Origin of the sequence: Rhodovulum iodosum, from assembly GCF_041020385.1 — a bacterium.
Classification (GTDB): Bacteria; Pseudomonadota; Alphaproteobacteria; order Rhodobacterales; family Rhodobacteraceae; genus Rhodovulum; species Rhodovulum iodosum.
This window is the reverse complement of sequence record NZ_JBEHHI010000002.1, coordinates 245,338-269,182: the sequence shown is the minus strand read 5'-3', so window position 1 is coordinate 269,182 and position 23,845 is coordinate 245,338. Positions and strand designations below refer to the sequence as shown.

Below are 23,845 nucleotides of genomic sequence, written 5' to 3'. Positions count from 1 at the left end.
GGGCCGCCTACATCGCGCCCCCGCCGATGACCTCCTTGGCGTCTTCCAGCGTGTAGTTCACGTTGGCCACGCCGCCGGGCTCTGTCCGTTCCAACGCCTCCTCCAGGTTCTCCTGGTCGATGCGCAGGAAGGGCACCGTCAGATCCTTCGGCACGTCGGCCCCGTCGAGGACCTGCTGCGCGACCCAGAAGGCCAGGGTCGAGACGCCCGGCGCGATCGAGACCGACATCGTCTCGTAGCCGTTGGCGTCCTTTTGCTCCTTCCACCAGGTCAGCTCGTCGTGGCGGTTGCCCATCACGATGATCGGCATCGGCCGGCCCGCGGCCTTGAACGCCTGTGCCGCGCCGTAGCCGTCGCCGCCCTGGGTCACGACCGCGGCGATCTCGGGCAGCGAGGGCAGGATGCCCGCCACGGCCTTTTGCGCCACGTCCTGCGCCCAGTTGCCGTGGACCGAGCCGGCGATCTCGAACTTGCCGGTCTCTTCCACGCCCTCGTGAATGCCGGCGCTGATCGCGTCATCGACGAAGACGCCGGCAAGGCCGCGAATCTCCAGCAGGTCGCCACCGTCCAGCCGGTCGGCCAGATAGAGCACCTCGTCCTTGCCCATCTGCTTGAAATCGACGGCGATGCGCCAGGCGCAGGGCTCGGTCACGATGCCGTCGAAGCTGACGACCACGACGCCTGCGTCGCAGGCCTCGCGGACCGCGCCGTTCAGCCCCTCGGGCGAGGCGGCGTTCAGCACGATGGCGTCATAGCCCTGCAGGATAAGGTTCTGGATCTGCGCGGCCTGCTCGGTCACCTGGTTCTCGGCGGTGGTAAACGCATCCGCCTCGGCGACGACGCCCTCCTCCACGGCCTCGCCCGTTACCTTTTCCCAGCTTCGCAGCATGGCCTGCCGCCAGGAATTGCCCGCGTAGTTGTTGGAAAGCGCGATGCGTTTGTCCGAGGTGTCGGCCGGCGCCATAGCTGCCGTGCCAAGCGAAAGAAGCGCGGCGCAGGCCACGGTTGTCATGGTTTTCATGGTATTCCTCCCACTATGTCTGCCGCAGGACGCGGGCCGTTGTCCCAAGTGCCGGCCTCTGTTTCCTCCCTGCGACGCCCCGAGGGTAAAATCCGGCCGCGCGTTTCGGAAGGGGGTTTCGCAATAAAAACGCATTGGCGCCGAATGGCGGCCCGGCGCTGGCGCGGCGCCGCGCAATGGCGTAGGCCAGAGAGACGCGGGACGGGAGGACGTGCATGACCCATATCGCTGATGCGCGGGGAGCCAGGCGATGACGGCGGCCGACTGGATCGCCGCCGATTGGGGCACGTCGAAGCTGCGTCTTTGGGCGATGGCCGGCGACGGCTCTGTTCTGGCGGCGCGCAGCGCGGCCAGCGGCATGGGGGGGCTGTCGCCCGAGGCGTTCGAGCCCGCGCTGCTGGCGCTCGCCGACGACCTGCTTGCCCCCGGCCGGGCGACCGAGGTGGTGATCTGCGGCATGGCCGGGGCGCGGCAGGGCTGGATCGAGGCGCCCTATGCCCCCCTGCCCTGGCGCCCCGCCGCGGCCGGCGCCACGACCGCGCCCAGCACCGACCCGCGGCTTTCGGTGCGAATCCTGCCCGGGCTTTGTCAGGATGACCCGCCCGACGTGCTGCGCGGCGAGGAAACGCAGATCGCGGGGTTTCTCGCTGAAACCCCCGATTTCGAGGGGCTGATCTGCCTGCCCGGCACCCATACCAAATGGGTGCGCGTCGCGGCCGGCGCGGTCACCGCCTTTCGCACCGCGATGACGGGCGAGGCTTTCGCGCTGTTCGCAGAGCGCTCGGTGCTGCGCCACGCGATGGACGAAGGGTGGGACGAGTCGCATTTTCGCGCGGCGGTCGCCCAGGCCGCGAACCGCCCCGAACGGGTGGCGACCGATCTCTTCACGATCCGCGCGCGGGCGCTGCTGGACCCGGCCCCGCCCGGCGCGGCGCGGGCCCGGCTGTCGGGCCTATTTCTGGGGCTGGAACTGGCCGCGACGCGGGGCATGTGGGTCGGCCAGAGCGTTACCGTGCTCGGCAGCGCGGATTTGACGGCGCGTTACGTCTCTGCGTTGGATACCCAAGGCGCCGCGGCGCGCCCGGTCGACGGCACGCGCCTGACGCTGACAGGGCTGTGCGCGGCCCGCGATGGATTGAGGGCGGCGGGATGACCCGGAACATCATTGCTATCTTGCGGGGTATCACTCCCGACGACGCGCTTGGCGTCGCCGGGGCGCTGATCGAGGCGGGACTCACCCGCATCGAGGTGCCGCTCAATTCGCCCGACGCGCTCGACTCGGTCGGGCGCCTGGCCGAGCATTACGGGGCGCACGCCGAGATCGGGGCGGGCACCGTGCTGAGCGCGGCCGAGGTTGCCGCGGTCGCCGCCGCCGGCGGCCGGCTGATTGTATCGCCCGACACCAACCCCGAGGTGATCCGCGCCACCAAGGCCGCGGGCCTCGTCTCGTGCCCCGGCGCGATGACCCCCACCGAATGCCTGGCCGCGCTGCGCGCCGGCGCCGACGCGCTGAAGCTGTTTCCGGCGGCCTTGATCGGGCCGGCCGGGCTGACGGCGATCCGCGCCGTGCTGCCACGGCACACCCAGGTGCTGGCCGTCGGGGGCGCCGGGCCGGACAGCTTTGCCGCGTGGTTCGCCGCCGGGGCCAACGGCTTTGGCATCGGCACCGCGCTCTATTCCCCCGGCGACAGCGCCCGGACAGTGGCTGCCCGGGCGCGCAAGATCGTTTCGGCCTACGACAGCGCGGCCACCTGACCAGTGCAGGCCTGCTGCCGTCACGCCGTTTCTTGGCGCGCACGGTGCACCAACCGCCGAAGGGCGTGGCAGGTCACCGGGCCGGACCCCGGGAAAAGGCGTCGAAACGCAAGCCGCCGCTTTGATTGCGTGTCTCAAGGCGGAGGACACATACCACGACTGCGCCCGGCCCCATTCCCTAGTCGACGCCGTAGATGAATAGCCTTGAGTGGGTCCCGTCATCGGAAACCACGAACAGCGTTTTCCCCGACGCATCGAGGGCGATGCCTTCGGCATTTTCGATGGGCCGGACCTTGTCGCCGTCGCGCCAGAGAAAGTCGAACCGAAGGGCGGGTCCGGCCTCTTCGGCCAGATAGAACACGCATCTTCCGGTATCGCTGGCGATCCATATCCCGCCCCGTGCCGCATCATGGGCAAGGCCCGAGGCATCCAGCCTGTGGTCGTTCATGCCATGGGCCACGAACCCGCGGTCTCCGCCGAGGGGAAGGACCGAGACAATCTCGTCCAGATCGGGTGAAATCCGGATCAGCAGGCGCGGTGCGCGTTCGTTCACCACAAGTACGGCGCCCGTTTCGGTATCGACGGCGATGCCTTCGGGCGAGAGCTTGTCGAGGTCTCCGTCCATCGCGGCGGCCAGCTTGTCCGACCCTGTCATCTCGCGCAGCGCAAAGCGTTCGGCGCGTTGCGGGGAGTGCCGGTCGATGGCGACGATCTCGGCATGCTCTTCGGACAGCACGAGTATCCGGCGCCCCGTTGCGCCCAGCGCGATACCCTCGAGGTCGACCAGGGCGTCGATCTTCGGCCCGACCTCGATGACCTGGCCCTGTGCATCCAGGCGAAACAGGCGCCGCGTGTCGTCGCTGACGGTCCACAAGCCGTCAGACCCCGGCCCGATCATCAGGCCGGAGGGCTCGGTCAGCCCGGCCTTCTTGTCATGGAGCGGATAGCTGCGGAGAAAACTCAGGCTGGCGGGCGGGCGCAGTTTCCCCGGATCGGTCGATTGCGCCTCGGCCGCCGGCAGGACCGCGGCCCAGAGCGCGGTGGCGATCGCGGCGCCGGAGCGGAGCGCGGCTCGCATCGGCCTAATCGATATGCCAGTCGGAAACGCCACTGTCCTTGCGGGCCTGAATCTCCGACATCTCCTGCACGAGGGCCGATTGCGCCTGCGGCATCCGGCTGGACAGGGCGTAATGGGCCACCGGCTTGAACTTGGTCTTGGCAACGGAAACGACCTTGAATCCCTTGCCCTCTAGGTGCTCCTGCAGGCGGCGCACGGCGCCCGGATCGCTGCCCTTCTCGTCGAACTTGACCTCCAGGCCAAGGGCCTGGCCCCTGCCGAAGAGAAAGAGAACCACCCAGGCCGCCACCGCGCCGATCAGTGCCATCACCGGCAGGTCCAGCCCGACGGCGAGCCCGATCAACGACACGATGACCATCTGGCCGGTGTCCGCAATGGTGCTGGATTCCATTCGGAACCGGAACAGCCCGCCGATCCCGAAGATGACGAAGCCGATCAGGTAGCCGTGGTGGACCACGAGGAACCCGGTCAGCATGCCGATCAGCGCGAACAAAAACATGCCCTTGCGCAGGTCGTCGGTCACCGTCCGGGACCGGTACGCAATATTGACCGGGTGAAAGGCCAGCAGCGCCGTGAGAAGCGTGACCTCCGTCAGTGACAGGGCGAAATCGAGCATCTCGCGGAAGTTGACGATCTGCGCCCAGCCCCGGCCGCGCACCTCGATCTCGGCCGGAATCATGAGCGAGCCTTCGGACGCCTGTGCAAACACCGCCGGGGCCAAGAGGATGGCCAGCCCCATCACGAAGGCGGACAGGGCAATCCTGTGGAGGTCGAAATTTCGGCGCATCATGTGTCCTGTCTGTTCCCCGGGCGTCGTGGGCCCGTCTCTATTGCCAGCGCACATCTGGTAAAGGCGCCTTGTCCAAGCGGTCAATCACCCGCGACTTGCTGCGCAGCGCGGCGGGCAGGTCCCCGATCTCGACTCGCTTGTCGAAAGCCGGCCCGCTCAGCGCCCAGACCCCGATATCACCCTGTTGCGTAATGTCGAGCACGGTGATCGCCTGATCGCTTCGATCGTTGTCGCCGATCAGGCGCCTTGGCCCGGACCCGAGGCAGGCTTGCGATATCAGGGCGATCCCGCCGGCCGAGCCGGGGTAAAACGCGTGGTGATGCCCGGAAAGATGCATGTCGATGCCAAGCCGTCCGAACAGCCGTTCGAGGGCCGGGTCGCCGATCACCTCGGTCTCGCGCCCCTGCGCGAACGGCCAGAGCGGCAGATGGCTGAACACGATGCGCGCCGGGCCTGCATCCGCCAGCGCCGTTTCCAGCCGCTGCATCTGTGCCGGCCGAAGCGGCCCGACCGTGGTCACGTCGAGCGAGACGAACCGCACCCCGCCGAGGTCGAAGGCGTAGAAGAACGGGTAATCGGCCCCATCGATGAATTCGACATCGGGCCGCCGCCCGCGCCATTGCTCTGCGTAGATGCGCCGCTCGCGCTCAAAACCGTGATAGGCCGAGGCGTCGTGGTTGCCCGGCGTGACGGCGAGGGGGATGCCGGCGCGGGCCAGCGGGTCGCTGACGGCGGCATGAAAGCCGGCCCACATCCCCCGCACCTCTTTGCCCGACAGGTGCGGGCGGCGCTGGCCCGCCACCATGTCGCCGGTCGAGATCACGAGGTCGGGTCGCAGGCCGATGATCCTCTTCACCGCCGCCGAAACGCGCGGATCGTAGCGGACCGAGCCGTAGCTGCCGTTGAGATCCGAGATCACGACGACGCGCAGCGGCGCCGACCACGCCGAGACCGGCAGGGCGAGAACCAGAACGACCAGCAGCGCGCCCAGCCTAGCCACCGTCGCACGCCACTTTCTCTGGCGTCACCGCCCCGGTCAGCAGGAATTGCGCGGGATCGAGGTCGAAGATCAGCTCGCCCCTCTGGCAGCTCTCCTGCAGGATGCCGGTGGCGAGGCGCGTATTCTTGACCACCTGCGACACCTCCCGGTCGGTCAGGCCAAGGCTGCTTTCCAGCCAGCCATAGATCGGCCCCTGCGCCTGCAGGTCGGTATCGAGCGCAACCAGGCGGCGATAGACGCCCCCGTCGAAATGCCTCAGCTTTTCAAGCATTTCGGTCGACTTGGCGAAATTGGCGTAGCGCACGAGGCCACCGGCATCGTTGTCGTTGAGGTTCGTGCGTTTGAGCAGCAGCGCGCCCTCGGGCACGTCGCCGTCGCCCGGCTCGTGATGCTTGGCCTTCTTGTGCTTCAGCTTGCCGTCCTCGATCCAGTAGTAATAGGGCGTGAAGTCGATATTGCCGATCCGGTCCTGCTGGCTGAAGATGTAGTCGAGCAGCACGATTTCGGAAATCTCGCGCATCCACCAGGCCATCTGCTGGGCGGGCACGTCGGGCCCGAGATCGCGGTTGATCTGCCCGTCCTTGCGCGCCTCTTTCAGCCCGTGGGCGATCGCCTGGTCCAGCGGCAGGGAAGAGCGCAGCGCCAAAAACCCCGGCGTTTCCTGGAAGTCGTAATTTTGCCCCTTGCCCCAGCCCGATTCGCGGGTGCCGTTGACCTCGGACCCGTAGCGATGCCCCGGACTGGACAGCAGCACGCCGTAGATCTGTTCGCGGTCGGCGGTGAACATGTGATCGGTGGGGGAATAGGAGGCAGGGTTTTTCTCGGCCTCGACGAGGTGGCGCCAGCCCTCGTGGTTCATGCGGCCGGTTTTGCCCGACAGCGACAGGCCTGGGCGGGCGACCTCGGCCCCATGCTCGGCCGCGTCCATCGCGCGCCACACCGCGACGGGCACCTTCACCGCCATGTCGAAGTAGCGCGAGAAATGGTAGTAAAGCAGCGACGAGGTCGAGAAGGTGCCGCTGGTGCCCTCGGCGTTCATCGTGACCTTGAACTTGGCCAGATCATCCTTGGCCAGGTCCTTGGCGGCCTTGCCCTCCGCGCAGGCGTTGCGCTGGAACCGCGCCCGGTCCCCTGCATAGGGTCCCTCGCTGATGTCGTAGATCATCATGCCGGGGCTGGTGCTCCAGGTCTTGGGGCAGAGCGCGACGTCAGGGCCGTAGAGGTCGATCGCGCAATACGCGGCCTCGTCCTCGAGATCGCCTTTGGAATAGTCGCCGCCGGGGATCTGGGCGATCTGCACGCAGCGCTCGGTGATGCCGTTGGGACTTGTGAACGTCTGTGCCGTGCCGCGAACCGCGTCAGAGGCCAGCGCCCCGACGGCCGAGCCGAAAAGGAACGCCCCGCCAAGAAAAGCGATTGTCTTCATCTCAGACCTCCGGACCGGTCATTTCGGGCAGATGGCCGCGCGCTCCGCGGCGCTGATCGACAGCGCCGGGTCGACGCTGAACCTGTCGAATTTCTTGTCGATCCAGGCATCGCACCCGCCGCCGCACGGCGCCCCGTTGCGTGCTTCGTTCCAATAGGCTTTCGCGCGGTCCTCGCTCCAGCCGCAGAACTGTACCAACGCCATCGCGGACAGCGCGCCAGAGGCGTGAACTCCCCACATGCAATGAACCAGAACCGGCCCTGACGAGGGCGACTTGATGGTATCGTAGACCGCCTTCATCACGTTGGCCGGCCGTGAGGAACGCGCGGACTGGTAGTCGAGCGCGCCCGTGCTGCACGACGTGGTGCCGTACTCGGTATTCTTGCCGAAATCCGCGTAGAAGGCGCGCGAAAACCCTTCCCCGCAAAGCGCCTGCCGCTGGGCCGTGCTCATCCCCGTCCGCGCCTTGTCGCCGCCGGAAAACCCGGCGCGGTAAAGAACGCCGCTCAACACCGGGCGGAAGAAGGTCATGCCGTCAGGAGTGCCCGGCCCCGTTCGGACAAGCATCGCGTCCCGCGACGGGCCACCGGTTCGCGCGGTAATGTCGGCGGCGTGGCAAGGTATCGCCAAGAGTACCGCTGCAGCGAGCGACAAGGCAATTTTCATGAGATGAGGTCCCCTTTGAAATAACTGCACTCGGATCATCATCAGCCAAGACAATTGGCATCACGACCCAATGCTCCGGCAAGATACAGGGCCAGTGTGTGCACATGAGCCCCGAGCAAACAATACGGATCCCGGCCAAGGCCGAAATGATCTTCCGATCCGCTTTTTCGGCGCCTCGATCGGAGGCGATTCCACGTTTCCGTCTTCAGCATCCTGCGGGCAGGCCCGCCGCAGACGGCGCGCGCATGGTTGGCGAGTTGTCTGAAAGCTGCGAAAGCGCCGAATGCCCGGTCGCCGCCCCGGCGACAACGGGCGCATGTCGCCTTTGGGGCAGCATGAGCCGATGCTGCAGGCACAGAATGGCAAGGTCTTGTCATGGTGGGTTTCCTCGCTCCATCAGAAATGGCGGGCCCAAGCCCTTCAGCCGAATACCGCGAACCCTTGGTCGATCCGCGCCAGGATCGCATAGCTCAGGACAGCCAGGATCGCGGCCAGCATGCCCCCGCCGAGCAGCAGATAGGCCACAAGCCGCGTCACGTCCGGCCTGAGGGCATCGGCGGTCTCGTCATCACGGCGCTGCGCCACTGCGGCGATCGCGGCGACATGGCGCTGCATCCCGAAGAGCAGCAACCAAGGACCAGAAAGACACCGGTGGCGACCAGGCTGATGCCGAGAAACGTGCCGCCTTGCGGGGCCCGGTCCGCGATGAACAGGCTGGCCGTCACCAAGGCTCCGGCGGTAAAGCAAAGGGCGATTGCGGCGAGAAAGACGGCCTGGAACAGGAAACCCAACCTTCACCTCCTGTCCGTTTCCGACGCCGGCCCCGGCATGCCACGGGGCCGTAAAAGATGCGCCCAAGCCACTATGCCCGCCCGCAACCGCATCTCCATGCCCTTCGGGCCGGTCGCCGACGTTTGTATTCGGCGGTGCCGAAATGAGTGTTGCCAACGCTATTGCACGCTGATCGTGCCATCTGGCAGGACGAAACCGCGGCGGGGCATGTCGGCGATGCAGCCCGTGTCGGGCGTGGCGTCCGGGTCGTCTAGGAAGGCCCTCAGGATCTTCCCGGCGCACTGGTTGATCTCGCCGAGCTGGACATGCGTGCCTTGCGGGAACTCGACGATGGTCGCGCGCGGCAACGTCTCGGCGACGAGTTCGCTCCGGATCACGGGGGTGCGCGCGTCCAGATCCCCGGCAAGGATCAGCGTCGGCACGTCCGTGGTCACGTCCACGTCCGTGTCGTCGGGCAGCGAGGGCACATCGACCGCCCGGCAGAATTCGACGTATTCCTCCAGCACGGCCGCACCGTAGGCGCGCGCATAGGCGCTGGCGTCGGGTTCGATGATCATGTCGTCGGCCGATGTCACCGGATCGTCCGAGCACACCACGGCCATATGCATCAGGATGGCCGAGCCGCCCTCGGTCGCCCCGCGGGAGGCGACGATGGCCGCGCCTTTCTGGTCGCCCAGCAATGCGGCCGCCGAGGCCCGGCCATCGGCCAGCATCGTGTCGAGAACGGCCGGCAGAGCGTGGATGCCGATCTGGCCGGTCTGGAAGCCGAAGATGGTCTCGGCGAGGTCGGCCTCGGTCAAGGTAATAGCGAGCTGCGTCTCGGGGTCGGCGGGATCCTGATAGGTGGTCTCGATCGGCCCCTCGTCGAAAAGCGCCATCGCCCGGTCGACCATTTCCGTGACGTTATAGGCCGCGCCGCACTTGGCATCGGCGGCACAAAGGGCGGCGAGCTTTCGGGTGGCGACGTCGACGTCGCGCACGCGCTCCTGCACCCAGCTTTTCCGCGACAGCGAGTTCGCCCCGTCGAGTATCACCGCCTCAAGGCTGTCGGGGAAATCGCGCATGTAATGCTGGCCGAGCTGGGCGCCGTAGGACGCGCCGTAATAGACGATCCGGCCATAGCCCAGGGCCTGACGCGCCGCGTCCAAGTCGGCGGCGATGCGGACGCTGTTGTATTGCGCAAGATCGACGCCGGCCGCGCGCGTATCCGCGACGCAGTCGGCGAGCACTTGCCAGCTTAGCTCGAGCATTTCAGCCTCGTCGAGCCCGCGTTCCTTGGCCTCCCAGGGCAAGCTGTAGGCAGACGGGCAATCGAGCGTGGGGATCGCGTTGCGCGTGCCCCGCTGGTCGAGGAGTACGACGTCTCGCTCGTCGAGGATCGGACCCAGGAAGGCATCCCCGAAAAGCAGATGCGTCGGTGGCTTGATGAAGCTGTCGCCCGGACCGCCGGCCAGCATGAACAGCGGGGCTTTCGGATTTTCCGCCTTGGCGGGCAGCCGCAGGAAACCCAGCTTGATCTCGGGTCCGTCCGGCCGATCCGGGTTTTCCGGCAAGACCACGTAGCCGCATTCCTGAGCGACCGGCGGCGTGGTCTCGGGGGCGGCGAAAAAGCAGTCTTCGAGCGGTTCGACACTCGCCTGCGCAGAGACGGCCGATGCCGTGCAGGTCGCTGCAAGACAGAAAGCCCCGACCGTTGAGATCAGGCGGAACCCGCTCATCGCAAGAAGGCAATCATTGAAATATCCCAATTGAGTCCGCTTTCTCAGAAAACCGATGGGGATGGCCGGCCGGTTGTGGGTTTTGGCCCTCTCCCGTGAGAGAGGGCCGGACTCTCTTCAGCAGTCTTGAGCGGGCAGCATGGTCAGGTCCGAATAGCGGCCGTCGGAAGTGGTGATCCGGGCACAAGCCCCCGTCGAGCGGTTGAACCACCACGTGGTCAGGCCCTGGGTGCGAATGGCCTCGTAGCCGAGGTTCTGAAGACCCATTTCGGCCTGACCGGCGCGCGCGCCCTCAAACGAGGACAGGTCGTATTCGCTGCCGACCATCGGGCGGCCGGGCTCGGTCGACGCGGTTTCCTCGACGCAGCCCGAAAGCGCGGCAAGCGCGGCGGCGGTGACGGCGAGTTTGAGTTTCAGGGTCATATTGGTCTTCCTTTCACTTATAGAACTTGTAGCGGCCCGGTTTCCGGGCCAGGCGTTGCCCGGATAAGGGCGTTGTCGACGAAATGCCCCGCTCATCCCGCGAGGCGGCGGATCACACGTATGATCATCAGCAGAAGGACCGCGCCGATAAGCGCAGGCACGATGGCCCCGACCACCCCGCCCCCAAGGGTAAGGCCGAGCGCAGGTAGGAGATAGCCGGCGAGGATCGACCCACCGATCCCAATCAGGACGTCGCCCCAGAAGCCCGAGCCGCCACCCTTGACGATCAGGCTCGCAAGCCAGCCCACGATGGCGCCCACGACGATCATGATCAGCAACCCGATCAGCAAGCCGACACCGGCCCCGACCGCCTGCGCGGTTTCATCCTGAGCGAGGGCCGGCCCTGCGCCGAGAGACAGCGCAAGCGAATGGCGAAGCTCTTTCATGCTCAGTCGATCCCGAAGATGACGTTGTAGCCGGCCGTGCCGTTGCCGCGGTTGATCACCTCGACGACATGATCGCCCGATTGCCAAAGCTCGCCGCGGTACTCCCGGTCCGGCGTCATCTGCTCGAGCAGGAAAGAGCCGTCGGGGTTGAAGATCTGGTAGAATACGCCGTCAGTATCTGTCGCAACGCGGACGTACAGGTTTTGCCCGTTGTTGGCGCCAAGCACGTAGCGCGTGCTGCTGCCCGGCGACAGCGTGCCCGTAAGTTCCGCCCCCGACGTGCCGGCGTCGAAACGGACTTGTACGGTCGTGGTCGCGGGCTCCGACGATGCGCCGGCCATGGCACCGCCCCCGTCATCGGCGGCTTGCGCGACGGTCAGCTCGCCGACCGTGCCGTCGTTGTAGCCGATGCAGCGCCAGACGGTGCCCCCCGCGTCGCGCAGCATCACCAGCGTGCCGGCCTCGGAAAACTCGCTGCTGAGGATTTCGCCGCCGGCCTGGGCGTCGGGACCGCCCTCGGCGCGCAGTCGGTCAATGCAGCCGTCTATCGCGGCCTGCTCGTCGGCGATTGCCGGCGACGCGACCCCGAGGGTGACGGCTGTCGAGGCTGTTGCCAGGGCGAATGAAAAGGACTTCATATTTCTGGTTCTCCATGAACGAACTGATCTTAGGTGTTTCGGGCGAGGCGCATTTTCATACGTCGTCCGGTTCCGCCGCGCCGATGGCCAATATCCCGACGAGGGATAGCACAGGCGGCGCGGCAGAGGGCGGCCATCGCCGCCACCAGGGACTGACCTTGCTGGTCAGAGACGTCCGTTCCGGACGTTGAAGACCGTCCCCTCCGCATTGACGTTGCACACGGCATGCCGATGCCCGGCCGCGACCTCCACCCTGTACTCCTGACCGCCCGCTTGCGAGAAGCTGCCCCGGGCCGAAGCGACCACATGAATGTCACGCGGGTTGCGGTTCCACATGGCCGAGGCTTCACCGACGCAGCCGCGCATCGCCAGGTTGGGCGCGCCCTGTGCCGCGCCGTGCCGCTTGTAGGCAAGGCGGTTCGCGCGTTCCTTGTGCCCGGCGTCGTAGCCCGAGCCATAGGCCACGCTCGATCTGGCGGAGTTGTAGGGTTCGTTGTGCAGCCCGTCGCGGTAGCCACGCTCGAAATCCGCCGTCTGCTGACCATTCGCGGGGGCGTTACCTTGGCGGTAATGATCTTCGTGATGCGCCAACGCGGCAATCCCGAGGATCGCCAGCGCGGCGAGGGCCGCCTTGTCGCTTTCCTCGCTGGCGCGAGCGGGGGCCGAAGCCGTCGACGTCAGAACCAGCGCGGTCATCGCGGCGAGGGCAGGTCGTTTCATCTGAATTTCCTTCTGGAACATTTTGATTTTTCGTTCAGGTGCAACGTTGAGACCAATGGCTCTATCCAAAGCCCACGGGCGCAAGAAACATCCATTCGCGCCCGGTGCCGAGGCCCCCTCACCGATCCTGACGTTTCATGAGAGGCACCGATTTGGGTGGACTCTTCGCGTACGGATGAGTCCGGGGCAATCCGAATTGCGAAATGGTAATCCGGATTCCGAAGTTGACCCAAAAAAATTTCAGCAGGCCATTTGCTGGATGCGGGGCGATCATATGGAGGTTTGGACGCGAAGAGGGCTTTGCACGTGCAGGCGAAACGGCTTGGCCCCGCACGATTCAATGTAAAACCGAGCGGGCGGCAATTGGTTAAGCGAACTCAGCGCCACAAATGCCGTACGGCATTTCGATCCGTCAAAGCCCGGCTTTCACTTGGGCTTTTCGAAAGAGCCGGGAAGCATCAGAACCTCATGTTGAAACCGACGCGAAGCTGATTGGCCACGAGGCCGTCGCGGGCCTCGACCTGATAGTCGACGAAGTAGTTGACCCGCTCTCCCTTGCCGTCCAGCCGCAGCCCAAGAATCCCGACATCCTCGCCTGGACCGGCCGTGAAGACGTCGAAGGTGCTTGCCGGCGCGTTGACCAGGGACGCGCTGCCGTTGATGTCGCTGTCTCCGAGTTCGCGGGAATAGGCTGCGCGAATTTCGGGGCGCCACTTGATGCCGCCGGCCCCCCTGTAGGTACCGTGGGCACGCAGGCCGAGAACACCCTGGCTGCTGTGTAAAACCTCTCCGGACACCTTGCGGGAGAGCGTGTCGGGGCCGCCTTCGGTGTAGCCGTCGCGGTCGACATACTGATAGCGAAGGCCGACCGTCGGCTCCAATGCGCCCCATGAGGTGCGGATGATCTTGCCGGCCTCGATCCCGGTGAAGATGCTGGTCGCGTTGGTGCTGCCCGAGACCGCGTCGCCATAGCTTCCCACGCGAATGGCACGGTCCATATCCAGCCAGTTGTAGCTGATCCCGACGTTACCGTTCAGGAACCAGTCGCCCGAAGTCCACGTGCCGTAAGCCGCGGCCTCCAGCGTGTTGACCTCGTCTTGCGAGCCGGTGTCAGTAGAGATGCCCGCGCCAGAGTAGCTGAGCGCGACACCGGCCAACAGGTTCTCCGAGACACTCTGGTCGGCGCCGAGCACAAAGCCCCGGGTCCAGGTATCCGAGCCGTTCAGGTAGTCGCCTTCGGCATATCCCCCCAGGATCTCGCCCCAGGCCTGGCGGTCGCTTGCCGGCACGGCCGCGTCCCGCGTCAGGCCGCGGGACATGTCCGCGGTTCCGTCGCGGCGGTCGCGCAAACGGCTTGCCATCGTGTTCTGGAACGCTCTTGTGTTGAGGACAGTGACGAAGGTCGGGTCCTCGTCCAGGCCGGCCAGCGAATCCAGCGCGTCGTTGATGGTGCCCAGCGCCAGGGGGTAAAGCCCCGCGACCAGGTTTGCCTGATCCGTCGTGGTGGGCCGTTGGTGCGGTTCCGGCAATATCGCGGACGCGGCCTGGCCGACGGATTGCTGGGTGCTGGTCTGGGCAACGCCGAGCGTGGTCAGGTTTCCATAGTCCGTCGGGATACTCGAAACCTGAACCTGGTGCGGGGCGTAGATCAGTGCGTATTTCGTGCCGTCCTTGGCGTGCGTCTGGTTCACTTCGCCGTAGCTTCCGCTGATCGAGACGTATTCAACGGTGCCCAGATCGCTCGGCGGTTCGACGACGACGACCGAACTGACCGTTCCGACCGGAATCGAGGTCGGTGTCGTTTGCACGCCGGTCGGCGTCTGCGGCTGCGGTGTCAACGTACCACCGGCGAGTTGCACGCCGTGGTGCCTTACGGCGATCCCGGTCGCCGGGGGTGTGCCGGTCGTGGGCGGCGTGCCGGTCGAGGGTGCGACGACGACGGGCGTCGTCACGTTCGATGTCGGGCCGGCGATCAGCGCCGGCACCAGAACCGGCGTGGCGGTGGGCGTTGCCGTCGGCACCAAAGACGGCACATGCGTCGGCGCAAGAACCGGCCGGCCACTCGGCACGAGATGCGGCGCGTTGATCACGGTGACCTGCGGAGGCGCGATGTAAACCGGGTCGGTATTCTCGACCTGGAGGATGACGAAGCCTGCGCCGCCCGCCCCGTCCGGGATCGCCTCGCCGGGCGCGGCGGAGGTGCCGCCGAGGTTCGTGGCCTCAAGGTTCAAGTGAAAATTCTGGCCGTTAGGCAGCGATGCCGGGTCGAGGACGATGCCGGGCGCGGTGCCCTTTACGCCGCCATCCGCGGATATCACGTTAATCCCCTCCAGCGCCGGGACCGTTGCGTTGGCGTCGAAGGTCACGTCGATCACCGTCGGCCCGTAGGGCCGGCCCGCGCCGACAGCGCTTTCGCCGAAGGTCGCGGTTCCGCTGACGTTCAGGCTGTCCGACACGAGCCCGCCGACCGGGTTTTCCGCGGCATCGATCGCCAGGATACCACCGGCGAGAAGATTGAAATCGCCCACCGTCAGCTGCTCGCCGGGTGTGCTGCCGCCCGGGGCGAGCGTGCCCCCCGGCCTGACCACGACCTCTCCCGTCGTCGCGCCGGTGCCGCTCATTCTCGCGCCCGGCGCAACGAATACACGGGACGATGTCAGGCTGCCGTCGAGCCGAAGCTCGCCCCCCCTGATCGTCGTGGCACCGGTATAGGTGTTCGCACCGGTCAGCGTGACCGTGCCTGGGTTCTGCTTGTCAACGGCACCCGAGCCGCTGATCGCACCGCTGAACGTATATCCGGGGAACGTGTTGAAGACCAGCACGCCCTCGTTGAGAACATCGCCTTCAATGGATCCGGGGCCGCCAAGCTGCAGCTTGCCCGAACGGATCTCAGTGCCGCCGGTATAGGTGTTTCTACCCGTCAGCACGGTGACGCCCGAACCGGCCTGAACGACCTTTCCCGATCCGGTGATCTTGCCACCGTAGGTAAGAACGTCACCGCGCTTGAAGCGTAGCGTCCCCTCATTCGCCACGTCGCCGACAATCGAACCGGACGCGCGCCCATTGCCAAGCTGCAGCGTGCCAGCATCAATTGCCGTAGCTCCCGTATAGGTGTTTCTTCCTGTCAGGATCAGGGTGCCGTCCCCGGTCTTGCGCAGGCTGCCCTGCGTCCCGTCGGCGGCGTCCGAGATCACGCCGGACGCCCTGATCTCGCCCGATGCGTTCAGGGCCGAGAAGGTCAGGCGGCCAGCGAAATCTCCGATCGTCCCGTTCGAGGTGCTCGGATCGTTGGCAGCCTCGAAATCCTGTCTCAGCGTCAAAGCGCCGTCGCCACGCAGAACAAAGGTATTGATCCCCGAATAGCGGGTTTGGCTCTGGTCAACCGCGATCGGACCATCGGTGCGCCATTCGGCGGTCGCCTGAAGGGGGCGCGCAATCACAGACTTGAGACAAGGCAGGGGGGGCGTTCCAGCCGTGCATCGCCGATTGTACACGGGTTCTGCTTGTTGCGGTGGCCGGCCGACTGCGGCCGCAAACTCGTCCAGCGTTTTCAACGCTTTGGTGCTGACCTCTACATTCACGTCGCCCGACAGGTCCGAGCCATCGTTGTGGATCAGCAGGAAGTTCTCGCCGTTGACGTCGATGGCCGGCCCGCCCGAACCGCCCGCGATCCGACCGCTGTTGGTGATGCGGAGATCGTCGCCGGAAGACACGTTGATCGCGAGCATACCGTCTGTCGCCAGGATCGCCCCGGAAACGTCGTTCAGGATTGTGGCGCCATCCGACTGCGAAAGACTGATCGCGTCGCCGCGGCCGCCCTCGATGCTGATCGTCCCCCGGTTGACGATGGTCGCGTCGGGGGCGCCATTCACGAGTATCGTGTCCTGCTGACTGTTGCTCGGGGAAGGCGCGTAGCTGGGAAAGCCGGAGAATTCGAAGGTGATCGTGCCGTCGTTCGTCAGCGCTCCATCGTCCTGGAGCAGCACGGCCGACCCCGCGGAAGAGGCTCGTCGAATGCTCCCCTCGTTCCGGATGACGGTTCCGGGTGCGGTGGAGATCGCGGCGCTGCCCCTCAGATCGCTCGTCGTGGCGTTGAATGTCGGGCTGTCATCGACGTTGCTGATCTCGCCACGGTTGACGATTTCGAGCCCCGTGGCCGGAAGCGCGCCGTTGAGGTTGCCCTGTATGACCGGCCTCCGCCCGACCACCGCGAGTCTTCCGTCGTTCGTGAGACGGCTGTCTGGGCCGGTGAAAACGATCAGACCGGGCCCGGCGCCCGGGCCGCGGACCTCTCCGCCGCTTTCGATGGTGGCGGTGCTTCGCGGGCCGAAAAAGAGCGCGGCCTGATCTGACCCCTGTCCGAGACCCGATCCGGGGGCAACCAGTTCCGCGCCCGTCCGGATCGTGGCATCGAACGTGCCGGCCGGTGTCGCGGTGTCGAGATCCGCGCGTCCGTCGAAGCTCTGCAACCGGGTTCCCGGATCGCAAACCACGGACCCGCCGTCAGGCACGACATCGGTTACCAGGGGGCTGGAAGGTGCGCCGTTGACGGTGCAGTCCGCAGAGGCCACCGAGACGGCGGCGAGGGTCAGCGCACCGGCACCGTAAAGGGCGACCGCGCTGGTGGATGTCATGAAGTGGTGGAGTCGGGGAAATCTCATCTGGGGCCTCGTGAGAACGCTCGCCCCATATCTCCGGCGCGTGCGATTGAACCTGTCAGGTTCGGTTCCGGTTCACTCTCGCGTTCATTTCCGATGCCCCCACGAAGAAATGAATTGAACGATGGTGAAGGTGACACGTGTCGGGCCGCCGCGCTATCCGAAACGCGAAGTCCCTTGTCCACGGCACGCGGTCGAAGGGAAATCCTCTCAGCGAATGGCGCGGCGCAGCGTCTGGGACGGGCTCTCGCCGTAGCGTTGGCGATAGGCGCCCGCGAAACGGCCGAGATGTGCAAATCCGCTGTCGAGCGCGGCATCGGTGACCGTGGTCCCGCGCTCGGGCGACAGAAGACGGCTGCGGGCGCGCTCCAGCCGGATCTCGGCCAGCACCTCGCGCGGGGTCATGCCAAGCCCGTCGCGGAAGGCCGCCTGCAGGGCGCGCGGCCCGATGCCGACGGCGCGGGCGATCTGCTCGACCGTCAGCGCCTCGTCGGCATGTGCGTGCATGTAATCGCGGGCCGCGCGCACGCGGGCGGGGCATGTGGCGTCGGTCGAGGGCAGCGGCGCGGCGATCCCGTAGAACGCCTGCACGGCGTCGGTCACCACCGCTTCGATGGCGCCGCTCGCGGCCGGGCGGCGCAGCGGGCTGTCGGCATTGCGTAATTCCGCGAATGCATAGTCGAGAAAGCCGCGCAGGCTGCGTGCCTCGGCCGATGCGCCAACGGACATCATCGCAGGCAACTGCGTCTTGCGCGCTGTCGCGCAGGGCGGCAGAGGCACGAACGCGGCGAGGGTGCGCGCCCGCCCGGAGCGATCCGCCCGCATGTAGTTCTGCCGTATCCCCGGTTGGACAAGAAGGGTATCCGCGCCCGTCGCCTTTTGCGTAACGCCATTTCGCTGGAGCCCAACACGCCCGGTCACCGGCAGCAGCACGGTCACCCGCGATGTTTCGGTCACGGAATCGAAGCCGTCGGTCACGACCTCGCCGAGGAAAACCTCGCCGAGATTGACCCTGGAAACGCGTGCAATTCCGTCACAGGTATCGTGGAAATCCACCCGATGCATGGTCTCCGAGAGCTTGCCGGGCGACAGGTCGTCCTTGGCCCGCAGTTCGACCGATGTCATGCCGGTATACGTCACGTCACAGGTTCCCTGCTCGCCAAATTCGGGCCACTTTGCCGCAGGCAATATGGTCGCGTTGACCGGCCACGTCTATAGTGATCGGCCGCATTGGGGGCTCTTAAACAAAGAGCCGCGAAGCGATCGGAACGCCCGAGGCCCCGCCCCTGTGTTCGAGGGGCGGATGATCTCGTGCACCCCGGCTGGGGCGCGGCGGAAGGGTGCCGTCACGCCGTCGCCTTGGGGCGTTCACTTGGCTTGCGGCCGGTCCCCGGCCGGAGCACCCGGCGAGGGAAGCGGCCCGCCGTCGTCACCACGCGTCCGCCCGACCCAATGCGTCAGTGCCAGCACGAGCCCGAGCGACAGGATGGCGGCGGCGACGCCGATCAGGAAGAGGCCGGATGTGCTTTCGACCTCCAGAAGGATGAGCTTTCGAACGACCGCGAGAACGCCGATGATGATCACGGTCTTGACCTGGACCAGCCCACGGTGGCCTGCCGCCATCTGCTGGACCGAATGGGCCAGCTCCAGCGCGATCACCGCGGCCAGCACCCGGTCGAAGAGCGTCTGGAAAGTGGCGTAGTCCAGTGCACCCCCGAAGCCCAGCGTGGCCTGAACGGTCGTGCGCAGAAAACTGAACGTCGCCAATAGGATGACGACGCCCATTCCGGCCATCAGGATGGCCGCCACAGACCGCTCGAAACGCGCATACCATTTCTCGAAATCCACGTTTTACTCCTTTGGGGCAGGCGCCGGCTGCCCTTTTTGCGTTAAAGCTCAGGCTGCGGCCTGCGCATAGATCGAAGCGGCGGCCAGCACATTCAGCTTGGCGTCCGCCTTTCTTGCCTTTTCCAGATTGCTTTCGAGGGTCTTGGCATCGGCCAGGCCTTGCTGCTTGGCCCATGCGAAAAGCGCGCCATAGACCGCCATTTCGTAATGCAGAACGCGCTGTGCCGAGGCAACAAGCGCCGCGTCCCGCGCGGCGGCGGGGTCGATTTGCCCGGCCCAGGCGATCGCCTCGTCCAGAATGGCGATCATCGCCTGATCCTCGTGCAGCGACGGATCGGCCCCGTGCGTGTCCAGCAGCCTGGCGATACGCGCCGCATGGCGACGGCTGTTGTCGGCCTCGCCCAGAAAAAACTCTTTCAGGTCCGTATCGGTCGCCAGCGTGGCGAGTTGGTCGAATGCCTTGGCCGTCTTTTCCTCAAAGGACCGGGCCTCTTGCAGTTCGCTGAGATACAATGCCCGAAGGCCGACAACCGCCATGATGGAACCTCCGTCCGTTCAAGCCTGCCGAGACGGCGCGGTGGGCGCACATCCGCGTCGGGCGAACGCCCGTGCCGATGCCGCGACCGCCTCAACCTTCAATGGAGTCAACGTAAGCGACCGCGGGCAGTTCCATGGGACGGAAAGACCTGTCGACAACGCCCTCGGCCTTCGGAGTCGAGAGGTGGCGTGTGGAGGCCTCGGTCCCGTGCCAAGCGCAGCTCGTTTCATTCGCAACCGGGCGCAGATCGGCTAGGGTATCGCCATGGAGGAATTTCAACGCACAGTACGTCTGCTTTACACCGGGCGCAGCAAGCAGGCCCGCAGGTTTCGCTATGGGCTCATCGCCTTCGACGCGATGAGTATCGTCTATTTCATCGCCACGGCGGCGTTGCCGGTATCGCCTCTCACCACCGGGTTGAACACGGTACTCGGCATCCTGATCCTGCTGGACTTCTCGGCGCGGCTCTGGATTTCGGAGAACCGGGGCCGGGAGTTGCGACGCATCTACACCCTGGCCGACGCAATCGTCGTCGCATCGCTGCTGCTTGCGCCGCTATTTTCGGAAAACCTCGCCTTCCTGCGCATCCTGCGCGGTCTGCGCCTGATCCATTCCTACCACCTTTTGCGTGACCTCAGGCGCGAGAGCCTGTTTTTCCGCCAACACGAGGATGCGGTGCTTGCCGCTGTCAATCTGATCGTCTTCATCTTCGTCACCACCTCGCTGGTCTTCGTGCTGGCGTTCGATGCGCATGACGGCCTGGCGGGCTATATCGACGCGTTGTATTTCACGGTTGCGACACTGACGACGACAGGGTTCGGCGACATCACGCTGGCCTCGCCGGGCGGCAAGCTTTTGAGCGTGTTCATCATGGTCGTTGGCGTTGCGCTGTTCGTGCAGCTGGCGCGCGCCATATTCCAGCCCTCCAAGATCAAGTACAAATGCCCAGAATGCGGGTTGAACCGCCATGACCCCGATGCGATCCACTGCAAGCATTGCGGCGAATCCCTGAAGATCGAGACCACGGGCAGCGACGGGGCGTAGGCCCTGAGGTGGTTTTCGGGCGCGGCGTTCGGTGCCGGATACGCCACCCGTCCATGCACCGGGTCGCCGGGCGACCGTACCGGGACGTTCGAAACGGGTCTGGCGACCGAGACGTCCGCCCGCAACGATTGCGCGCTATCGCTCGCCCGGCACGCGGTCGCGGCCGAGGATCTCGTACGGGACTGCATGGTGCGGACCATGCGCAGCAGGCAACGGTTCACACCAGCTCCCTATGGCAAGATCGCTCTTTAAAATCCTGAAAATCATACCTTTCTACAAATCCCACAAGAGCTGGCGCCGGGACCCACATGTCGAGTTGAATGATGTCGATCCGCAGCTGAGCCGCTGGGCGTCGCAGGGCGCCTGGATGGCGGACATCGACCCCGCCCGTGGCCTGCGGCAGTTGCCGATGGATCAATGCGCAGCCGTCGGTCGCGCGCCGGCGAAAAGCTCGCCGCGCTGGCGTTTTCCAGGCCCGGCGTTCGATAGAGCGTCCGGCATTCAAAAGACGGCGTTCATTTGCAACGCAAACCCGGCGTCAGGCGTTGATCGGGTGACGACACCGCTTGGCGCCTTGGGCGTGGAAGGGAGATCATGGCCGACAGCGACAGCATGAATCAAGAGGAACTCCGGAAGGCGCCCGATCGCTTTTTCGACGATCCGATGGAGATCGTAGACGCGCAGCGCTACCGCTACGAGGTCAAGCTGGATCTGCTGCAGAGCTGGCTTGCACGGACGGCCGACGGCCGCGCGGCGGGACCCTCCGGCCAGGAGGTGCAGGCGGCAATCGTCGCCCTGCAGGCCAGGGCGGAAATGCATGTCGATAAACCCGCCGACGCACCTGACGTTCACAATTATGGCGTGGTCGAGCGCACCGACCTGCGCCGCTACAGCATGAGCTCTCTTGCGCGGCGTATCTCGCGGATCTTCCGGCGATAACGCCCAAGGCCCGGGTGAGTGGTGTTCGCGTCGGCAATCCAGACCAACGGAGACAGCCGCAGGATTGAGACCCATCACGTCGTCGACAGAATTCTTGCCGCGATCCGTGCATCGGGCCGGCTTGACGTGCCGATTTCAATCGGGCCGTTTCGGAGATCGATCGGGCGATCTAGGCGGCTCGCGCGCCCCTGATTGCGTTGACGTGAGTGGAAGATTTGGATGAGATAAAGCCGATAACGATCTGTTAGGGAATGAAATTCGACGTTCGGCACTACGGCGACTTCGCCTGGATCGCCACGTTGTCCGACGCCAGCGTGCCAAAGCCGGTCACCGGTCTGTCGGGCATGGTGACGGGCACCGACCAGAGCCAGGTCGACATCGGCGAGGAGACGGCCGCGCGGTCGTGATTTCTGGAAGTCCGGCCAGGGAGCGGAAGGGATTGATGCCGGCAATGGCCCCACCCCGCCGAAACGGCGCGAACCCCGCGTGCGCGCCTCGCATGCGCCTTGGCGGTTGGCGGACGGGACGGGCCGCCCCTATCGACAGCCCGCCGGCGCTGCTGCGAACCAAGCCTTCGCTATTCTTCCACCGTCTGGGGTGTTGCATCCTCTTCAGGCTCGGGCCCCAGCGGGCTCGAAAGGAACAGCAGAGAGGCAAACACGAACACGGCACACGCTGCCAGGACCAGAACGATCACAGGGCGGTGTCTGCGTTTCTGTTTTTTGATGTCGGTGTCCGGAGGGGTCATTGCTAAACTTTCTCATCCAAGTGTCATTGAGCGGTCCGCCGCCGCACGTTCCGAGCGCAGCATCGGTCGGGGGGTGTCATGCCGCACCACGAAGGGCGGAAATTCATTCCTACGTTGAGGGAACGCTTCAGCGGCCAGAACGTTCCTAATTCAAAGGCCCGGTCGCGGCACCGGATCGTCCGGCGCCGTTCGCTCTGGCAAGGAGGGATCGAAAATGGACCGTTCGGACCGGTACGATCTCACATCGAAACGCAAAGAGCTTTCGCGTCTGGTCGAACAGGTCCGCGCGAAAGCGCAGAGCGTCACCGATAGCTCGACCCCCGAGCTTCTCGATTCGCTCGATGAGCTGCTTCGCCGGCACGAGCACTGGCAGGCCATGGCAAAGACCGCGACAAGCCCGGAGGAGCGGGAGAGGCTCCTGCGGATCGGAGAGGACCTCAAGAAGATGATCCGAAACCTGCCGCTTTCCTATGAGTCGCCATGAGGCGACCGCCGCGCCCGGGGTGCGACATGCGGCCCGTCGGTGTCGGAATGCATTGTCAGCTGATCGAGGCTCGCTTCCCGGTCTTTCGCGGGTATTGCCCGGGCCTGGGCTGCGAGAGGGCATCCACCGCGCAACCGGCGGCCTGACCGGGCCGCCGCCTAGCCCAGCACCGTGATTTCCGGCGCGCGGCGTTTCAGGATGCCGCAGATCAGCCGCGCCAGCAGGCGGTAATCATCCTCTCTTGCCGTTCCCTTGCGCCAGACCATGCCGATGGTACGCGAGGGGGGCGTGGCGCGGAACGGGCGCGCCACGACGATATCCCGATGGGCAACCTCGGATTTCACGTAAAGCGCCGGCATCAGCGACAGCCCCATGCCCATGGCCACCATCTGGCGCAGCGTGTCGAGGCTGGTGCCCTCGTAATCGTGCGACAGCTCTGCGCCGCACTCCTCGCAAAGCGCCCGTACCTGTTCGTAGAGCTTGTGCCCGGGCTCCAGCGACAGGATCCGTTCCCCCCTGAGCTGGCCCGGCTCGATATCCGGCGCCTCTGCAAGACGGTGATCGCAGGGCATCACCACCTGGATCGGTTCGCGGAAGATCGACAGGGTTTCGAACTCCACGGTCTTCAGCGGCATCGGGAAGAACAGCAGGTCGAGCGCGCCTTCGTCGAGCCCGCGCAGCAGCATGTCGGGCAACCCCTCGCGCATGTAGAGCCCCAGCTTGGGGTGGCTTTCATGCAGGTCGGGCACGATCAGCGGCAAAAGGTACGACCCCAGCGATTGCACCACGCCCGCCCGGATGGTGGAGGCCAGCACCGCCATGTCGGCCCGCGCCATCGACCGGATTTCCTCGACATCGCGCAGCACGCGGCGCCCGCGCTCGGCGATCGAGCGGCCGATCGGGGTGAGGATGACGCGGGCCCGGCTGCGCTCGACCAGCTCGACACCCAGCCGCTCTTCCAGCGCCTTGAGCTGGGTGCTGAGCGTGGGTTGGGTGACGTGGCAGGCCTCGGCCGCGCGGCGGAAATGCAGGGTGTCGGCCACGGCGACCAGATAGCGAAGCTGTTGCAGGGTGGGCATCGGAACCTCTTATAGACTGTAGCTATCAATAGTA

General features: G+C 65.8%; 25 protein-coding genes. 8 read left to right on the top strand and 17 right to left on the bottom strand.

All coding sequences use genetic code 11. The features are described from left to right. Positions 1 to 7: 7 nt before the first annotated feature. Positions 8 to 1,021, bottom strand: coding sequence for an ABC transporter substrate-binding protein (locus Ga0609869_RS10455; protein WP_125406903.1), 1,014 nt, complete (start codon positions 1,019 to 1,021; stop codon positions 8 to 10). A 250-nt stretch (positions 1,022 to 1,271) separates the two neighbouring features. Here Ga0609869_RS10455 and Ga0609869_RS10450 point away from each other — a divergent pair, with 250 nt between their 5' ends. Together Ga0609869_RS10450 and Ga0609869_RS10445 are read left to right on the top strand one after the other, a co-directional pair. Next, positions 1,272 to 2,174, top strand: coding sequence for a 2-dehydro-3-deoxygalactonokinase (locus Ga0609869_RS10450; RefSeq protein WP_125406900.1), 903 nt, complete (start codon positions 1,272 to 1,274; stop codon positions 2,172 to 2,174). Continuing rightward, positions 2,171 to 2,776 carry a 2-dehydro-3-deoxy-6-phosphogalactonate aldolase gene (locus tag Ga0609869_RS10445; RefSeq protein WP_125406897.1) on the top strand — a complete coding sequence of 202 codons (606 nt, stop codon included), beginning with the start codon at positions 2,171 to 2,173 and terminating at the stop codon, positions 2,774 to 2,776. Before Ga0609869_RS10450 ends, Ga0609869_RS10445 begins: the two co-directional genes overlap by 4 nt. Positions 2,777 to 2,954: 178 nt before the next feature. Here Ga0609869_RS10445 and Ga0609869_RS10440 read toward each other — a convergent pair whose 3' ends face one another. The 10 genes from Ga0609869_RS10440 to Ga0609869_RS10395 all read right to left on the bottom strand — a co-directional run bounded on the left by Ga0609869_RS10440 (position 2,955) and on the right by Ga0609869_RS10395 (position 11,753). Further along, positions 2,955 to 3,854, bottom strand: a complete 900-nt coding sequence (locus Ga0609869_RS10440; protein WP_125406894.1) for an SdiA-regulated domain-containing protein — start codon at positions 3,852 to 3,854, stop codon at positions 2,955 to 2,957. Positions 3,855 to 3,858: 4 nt separating this feature from the next. After that, complete coding sequence (locus Ga0609869_RS10435; RefSeq protein ID WP_125406892.1) at positions 3,859 to 4,641, bottom strand: MgtC/SapB family protein; 783 nt, start codon at positions 4,639 to 4,641, stop codon at positions 3,859 to 3,861. A gap of 40 nt (positions 4,642 to 4,681) precedes the next feature. Beyond that, on the bottom strand, positions 4,682 to 5,644 hold the full coding sequence (locus Ga0609869_RS10430) for a metallophosphoesterase family protein (RefSeq protein ID WP_125406889.1): 963 nt from the start codon (positions 5,642 to 5,644) through the stop codon (positions 4,682 to 4,684). Beyond that, a complete protein-coding gene (locus Ga0609869_RS10425; RefSeq protein WP_125406886.1) occupies positions 5,637 to 7,070 on the bottom strand; it encodes a hypothetical protein in 1,434 nt (477 codons plus the stop codon). Before Ga0609869_RS10425 ends, Ga0609869_RS10430 begins: the two co-directional genes overlap by 8 nt. An 18-nt stretch (positions 7,071 to 7,088) precedes the next feature. Further along, positions 7,089 to 7,778: a hypothetical protein gene (locus tag Ga0609869_RS10420; protein WP_148102871.1), complete on the bottom strand. Its 690-nt coding sequence runs from the start codon at positions 7,776 to 7,778 to the stop codon at positions 7,089 to 7,091. A gap of 378 nt (positions 7,779 to 8,156) precedes the next feature. Next, the gene (locus Ga0609869_RS10415; RefSeq protein WP_125406880.1) at positions 8,157 to 8,351 is read right to left on the bottom strand and encodes a hypothetical protein; all 195 of its coding nucleotides are present in this window, start codon (positions 8,349 to 8,351) and stop codon (positions 8,157 to 8,159) included. Positions 8,352 to 8,686: 335 nt separating this feature from the next. Continuing rightward, a complete protein-coding gene (locus Ga0609869_RS10410; protein WP_125406877.1) occupies positions 8,687 to 10,246 on the bottom strand; it encodes an alpha/beta fold hydrolase in 1,560 nt (519 codons plus the stop codon). Between the two features lie 117 nt (positions 10,247 to 10,363). Then, a complete protein-coding gene (locus Ga0609869_RS10405; protein WP_245972335.1) occupies positions 10,364 to 10,669 on the bottom strand; it encodes a hypothetical protein in 306 nt (101 codons plus the stop codon). 92 nt (positions 10,670 to 10,761) lie between these two features. Beyond that, positions 10,762 to 11,115 carry a GlsB/YeaQ/YmgE family stress response membrane protein gene (locus Ga0609869_RS10400; RefSeq protein WP_125406874.1) on the bottom strand — a complete coding sequence of 118 codons (354 nt, stop codon included), beginning with the start codon at positions 11,113 to 11,115 and terminating at the stop codon, positions 10,762 to 10,764. A 2-nt stretch (positions 11,116 to 11,117) separates the two neighbouring features. Beyond that, on the bottom strand, positions 11,118 to 11,753 hold the full coding sequence (locus Ga0609869_RS10395) for a hypothetical protein (RefSeq protein ID WP_125406871.1): 636 nt from the start codon (positions 11,751 to 11,753) through the stop codon (positions 11,118 to 11,120). A gap of 14 nt (positions 11,754 to 11,767) precedes the next feature. On the opposite strand from Ga0609869_RS10395, the gene Ga0609869_RS10390 reads away from it, so the two are divergent. Next, complete coding sequence (locus Ga0609869_RS10390) at positions 11,768 to 11,944, top strand: hypothetical protein (RefSeq protein WP_170168844.1); 177 nt, start codon at positions 11,768 to 11,770, stop codon at positions 11,942 to 11,944. On the opposite strand, the gene Ga0609869_RS10385 is transcribed toward Ga0609869_RS10390, so the two are convergent. The 5 genes from Ga0609869_RS10385 to Ga0609869_RS10365 form a co-directional block, all read right to left on the bottom strand. Then, complete coding sequence (locus Ga0609869_RS10385; RefSeq protein ID WP_125406868.1) at positions 11,919 to 12,494, bottom strand: hypothetical protein; 576 nt, start codon at positions 12,492 to 12,494, stop codon at positions 11,919 to 11,921. The two genes, Ga0609869_RS10390 and Ga0609869_RS10385, sit on opposite strands and share 26 nt — an antisense overlap. A 437-nt stretch (positions 12,495 to 12,931) precedes the next feature. Beyond that, the gene (locus tag Ga0609869_RS10380; RefSeq protein WP_170168843.1) at positions 12,932 to 17,107 is read right to left on the bottom strand and encodes an autotransporter outer membrane beta-barrel domain-containing protein; all 4,176 of its coding nucleotides are present in this window, start codon (positions 17,105 to 17,107) and stop codon (positions 12,932 to 12,934) included. 234 nt (positions 17,108 to 17,341) lie between these two features. Beyond that, positions 17,342 to 18,271 carry a helix-turn-helix domain-containing protein gene (locus tag Ga0609869_RS10375; RefSeq protein WP_125406862.1) on the bottom strand — a complete coding sequence of 310 codons (930 nt, stop codon included), beginning with the start codon at positions 18,269 to 18,271 and terminating at the stop codon, positions 17,342 to 17,344. A 228-nt stretch (positions 18,272 to 18,499) separates the two neighbouring features. Further along, positions 18,500 to 18,979 carry a phosphate-starvation-inducible PsiE family protein gene (locus Ga0609869_RS10370; RefSeq protein WP_211336823.1) on the bottom strand — a complete coding sequence of 160 codons (480 nt, stop codon included), beginning with the start codon at positions 18,977 to 18,979 and terminating at the stop codon, positions 18,500 to 18,502. A gap of 48 nt (positions 18,980 to 19,027) precedes the next feature. Continuing rightward, positions 19,028 to 19,516 carry a YciE/YciF ferroxidase family protein gene (locus Ga0609869_RS10365; protein ID WP_125406860.1) on the bottom strand — a complete coding sequence of 163 codons (489 nt, stop codon included), beginning with the start codon at positions 19,514 to 19,516 and terminating at the stop codon, positions 19,028 to 19,030. Positions 19,517 to 19,781: 265 nt separating this feature from the next. On the opposite strand from Ga0609869_RS10365, the gene Ga0609869_RS10360 reads away from it, so the two are divergent. The 5 genes from Ga0609869_RS10360 to Ga0609869_RS10340 all read left to right on the top strand — a co-directional run bounded on the left by Ga0609869_RS10360 (position 19,782) and on the right by Ga0609869_RS10340 (position 22,732). After that, positions 19,782 to 20,561 (top strand): ion channel, encoded by a 780-nt coding sequence (locus Ga0609869_RS10360; RefSeq protein WP_125406857.1) that lies wholly within the window; start codon positions 19,782 to 19,784, stop codon positions 20,559 to 20,561. A gap of 232 nt (positions 20,562 to 20,793) precedes the next feature. Beyond that, the gene (locus Ga0609869_RS10355) at positions 20,794 to 21,177 is read left to right on the top strand and encodes a hypothetical protein (protein WP_170168842.1); all 384 of its coding nucleotides are present in this window, start codon (positions 20,794 to 20,796) and stop codon (positions 21,175 to 21,177) included. Further along, positions 21,156 to 21,500, top strand: coding sequence for a hypothetical protein (locus tag Ga0609869_RS10350; RefSeq protein WP_125406854.1), 345 nt, complete (start codon positions 21,156 to 21,158; stop codon positions 21,498 to 21,500). Before Ga0609869_RS10355 ends, Ga0609869_RS10350 begins: the two co-directional genes overlap by 22 nt. A 251-nt stretch (positions 21,501 to 21,751) precedes the next feature. Further along, a complete protein-coding gene (locus tag Ga0609869_RS10345) occupies positions 21,752 to 21,907 on the top strand; it encodes a hypothetical protein (RefSeq protein WP_170168841.1) in 156 nt (51 codons plus the stop codon). Positions 21,908 to 22,462: 555 nt separating this feature from the next. After that, complete coding sequence (locus Ga0609869_RS10340; protein ID WP_125406851.1) at positions 22,463 to 22,732, top strand: hypothetical protein; 270 nt, start codon at positions 22,463 to 22,465, stop codon at positions 22,730 to 22,732. A 158-nt stretch (positions 22,733 to 22,890) separates the two neighbouring features. On the opposite strand, the gene Ga0609869_RS10335 is transcribed toward Ga0609869_RS10340, so the two are convergent. Further along, positions 22,891 to 23,811, bottom strand: a complete 921-nt coding sequence (locus tag Ga0609869_RS10335; protein ID WP_125406848.1) for a LysR substrate-binding domain-containing protein — start codon at positions 23,809 to 23,811, stop codon at positions 22,891 to 22,893. Positions 23,812 to 23,845 lie beyond the last annotated feature (34 nt).

Bases quoted from the DNA above. Each gene is read 5' to 3' on its own strand.
- Ga0609869_RS10400 (WP_125406874.1), bottom strand. From the start codon at position 11,115: ATGAAAGAGCTTCGCCATTCGCTTGCGCTGTCTCTCGGCGCAGGGCCG.
- Ga0609869_RS10445 (WP_125406897.1), top strand. From the start codon at position 2,171: ATGACCCGGAACATCATTGCTATCTTGCGGGGTATCACTCCCGACGAC.
- Ga0609869_RS10340 (WP_125406851.1), top strand. From the start codon at position 22,463: ATGGACCGTTCGGACCGGTACGATCTCACATCGAAACGCAAAGAGCTT.
- Ga0609869_RS10405 (WP_245972335.1), bottom strand. From the start codon at position 10,669: ATGACCCTGAAACTCAAACTCGCCGTCACCGCCGCCGCGCTTGCCGCG.
- Ga0609869_RS10410 (WP_125406877.1), bottom strand. From the start codon at position 10,246: ATGAGCGGGTTCCGCCTGATCTCAACGGTCGGGGCTTTCTGTCTTGCA.
- Ga0609869_RS10450 (WP_125406900.1), top strand. From the start codon at position 1,272: ATGACGGCGGCCGACTGGATCGCCGCCGATTGGGGCACGTCGAAGCTG.
- Ga0609869_RS10380 (WP_170168843.1), bottom strand. From the start codon at position 17,107: ATGACATCCACCAGCGCGGTCGCCCTTTACGGTGCCGGTGCGCTGACC.
- Ga0609869_RS10360 (WP_125406857.1), top strand. From the start codon at position 19,782: ATGGAGGAATTTCAACGCACAGTACGTCTGCTTTACACCGGGCGCAGC.
- Ga0609869_RS10420 (WP_148102871.1), bottom strand. From the start codon at position 7,778: ATGATGATCCGAGTGCAGTTATTTCAAAGGGGACCTCATCTCATGAAA.
- Ga0609869_RS10355 (WP_170168842.1), top strand. From the start codon at position 20,794: ATGGCAAGATCGCTCTTTAAAATCCTGAAAATCATACCTTTCTACAAA.
- Ga0609869_RS10440 (WP_125406894.1), bottom strand. From the start codon at position 3,854: ATGCGAGCCGCGCTCCGCTCCGGCGCCGCGATCGCCACCGCGCTCTGG.
- Ga0609869_RS10390 (WP_170168844.1), top strand. From the start codon at position 11,768: ATGAACGAACTGATCTTAGGTGTTTCGGGCGAGGCGCATTTTCATACG.
- Ga0609869_RS10425 (WP_125406886.1), bottom strand. From the start codon at position 7,070: ATGAAGACAATCGCTTTTCTTGGCGGGGCGTTCCTTTTCGGCTCGGCC.
- Ga0609869_RS10335 (WP_125406848.1), bottom strand. From the start codon at position 23,811: ATGCCCACCCTGCAACAGCTTCGCTATCTGGTCGCCGTGGCCGACACC.
- Ga0609869_RS10435 (WP_125406892.1), bottom strand. From the start codon at position 4,641: ATGCGCCGAAATTTCGACCTCCACAGGATTGCCCTGTCCGCCTTCGTG.
- Ga0609869_RS10415 (WP_125406880.1), bottom strand. From the start codon at position 8,351: ATGCAGCGCCATGTCGCCGCGATCGCCGCAGTGGCGCAGCGCCGTGAT.
- Ga0609869_RS10350 (WP_125406854.1), top strand. From the start codon at position 21,156: ATGGCCGACAGCGACAGCATGAATCAAGAGGAACTCCGGAAGGCGCCC.
- Ga0609869_RS10385 (WP_125406868.1), bottom strand. From the start codon at position 12,494: ATGTTCCAGAAGGAAATTCAGATGAAACGACCTGCCCTCGCCGCGATG.
- Ga0609869_RS10365 (WP_125406860.1), bottom strand. From the start codon at position 19,516: ATGGCGGTTGTCGGCCTTCGGGCATTGTATCTCAGCGAACTGCAAGAG.
- Ga0609869_RS10345 (WP_170168841.1), top strand. From the start codon at position 21,752: ATGAAATTCGACGTTCGGCACTACGGCGACTTCGCCTGGATCGCCACG.
- Ga0609869_RS10395 (WP_125406871.1), bottom strand. From the start codon at position 11,753: ATGAAGTCCTTTTCATTCGCCCTGGCAACAGCCTCGACAGCCGTCACC.
- Ga0609869_RS10455 (WP_125406903.1), bottom strand. From the start codon at position 1,021: ATGAAAACCATGACAACCGTGGCCTGCGCCGCGCTTCTTTCGCTTGGC.